The organism is Streptomyces sp. SID5785 (genome assembly GCF_009870065.1).
Lineage (GTDB): Bacteria > Actinomycetota > Actinomycetes > Streptomycetales > Streptomycetaceae > Streptomyces.
Genome location: NZ_WWIA01000891.1, coordinates 1 through 1,282, shown reverse-complemented (window position 1 = coordinate 1,282; position 1,282 = coordinate 1). Strand labels below are relative to the sequence as shown.

Annotated in this window: 1 protein-coding gene and 1 pseudogene; both read left to right on the top strand. The window is 75.2% G+C overall.

Annotated elements, in window-relative coordinates:
- Window positions 1-229, top strand: a pseudogene (locus GTW43_RS29230) (monooxygenase); the annotation flags it as partial.
- A gap of 76 nt (window positions 230-305) precedes the next feature.
- Window positions 306-1,211 (top strand): Gfo/Idh/MocA family oxidoreductase, encoded by a 906-nt coding sequence (locus GTW43_RS29225; protein ID WP_161305000.1) that lies wholly within the window; start codon window positions 306-308, stop codon window positions 1,209-1,211.
- The last annotated feature ends 71 nt before the right edge of the window (window positions 1,212-1,282 follow it).

Genomic DNA, 1,282 nt, shown 5'->3' with positions numbered 1-1,282 from the left:
GTACACGGCCGCGCGGCTGCCCAGGACCACCGCGCTCGTGCGCAGGTCGCGGACGGTCAGCCGGGTCGCGATGCTGCGCAACCGCGCGGGCGTCGCCGCGCGCAACGGCGCGATCCGTGCCGTCGGCGCCCTCGGCCCCGCCTTCATGCTCCGCGGCATGGACGGCATCGCCGACTGGCGCCCGCCGCAGTCCGCCCCGCACCCCGGCACGCGCCGGGAGCGGGTCTGACCGGCCGCGTCTATGCTGCCCGGGCGGAAGTCCCCCCGTCCGGGCGGGGCACGCGGCGGCAGAGGAGCGCAGGCACGTGAAGGTCGGCTGCATCGGACTCGGTGACATCGCGCAGAAGGCGTACCTGCCCGTGCTCGGCGCCCGGCCCGGGATCGAGCTGCATCTGCAGACCCGTACGCCCGCCACGCTCACCCGCGTCGCGGACACCCTGCGCGTCCCGGAGGGCCGGCGGCACACCGACCTCGACGGGCTGCTCGCCGCGGGCCTCGACGCCGCGTTCGTGCACGCGCCCACCTCCGTGCACCCGGAGATCGTCACCCGGCTCCTCGAAGCGGGCGTCCCCACCTACGTGGACAAGCCGCTCGCCTACGAACTCGCCGACTCCGAGCGGCTCGTGCGGCTCGCGGAGGAGCGCGGCGTCGGTCTGGCCGTCGGCTTCAACCGCCGGTACGCGCCCGGGTACGCGCAGTGCGCCGACCACCCGCGCGACCTGATCCTGCTGCAGAAGAACCGGGTGGGGCTGCCCGAGGAACCCCGGACGATGATCCTCGACGACTTCATCCACGTCGTCGACACCCTGCGCTTCCTCGTCCCCGGCGACGTAGACGACGTCAGCGTGCGGGCCCGCGTCGTCGACGGACTCCTGCACCACGTGGTGCTGCAGCTCGCGGGCGACGGGTTCACGGCGCTGGGCGTCATGAACCGGCTCAGCGGCTCCGCCGAGGAGATCCTCGAGGTGTCCGGCGAGGACAGCAAGCGCCAGGTCCTCAACCTCGCCGAGGTCGTCGACCACAAGGGCCAGCCGACGGTGCGCCGCCGCGGCGACTGGGTGCCGGTCGCCCGCCAGCGCGGTATCGAGCAGGTGGTCCTGGCGTTCCTCGACGCCGTCGCGGCCGGCGAGACACCGAACGCCCGGGACGCGCTCGCCACGCACGAGCTCTGCGAGCGCGTGGTGCAGGAGGTGCGGCGCATCGGCGGTTAGGAGGGCCCCGCGGGCGTGCTCAGCGGTGCGCGGCGCCGACGCCGGGGCGGGCCACCGGGGCGGGCGCCGAC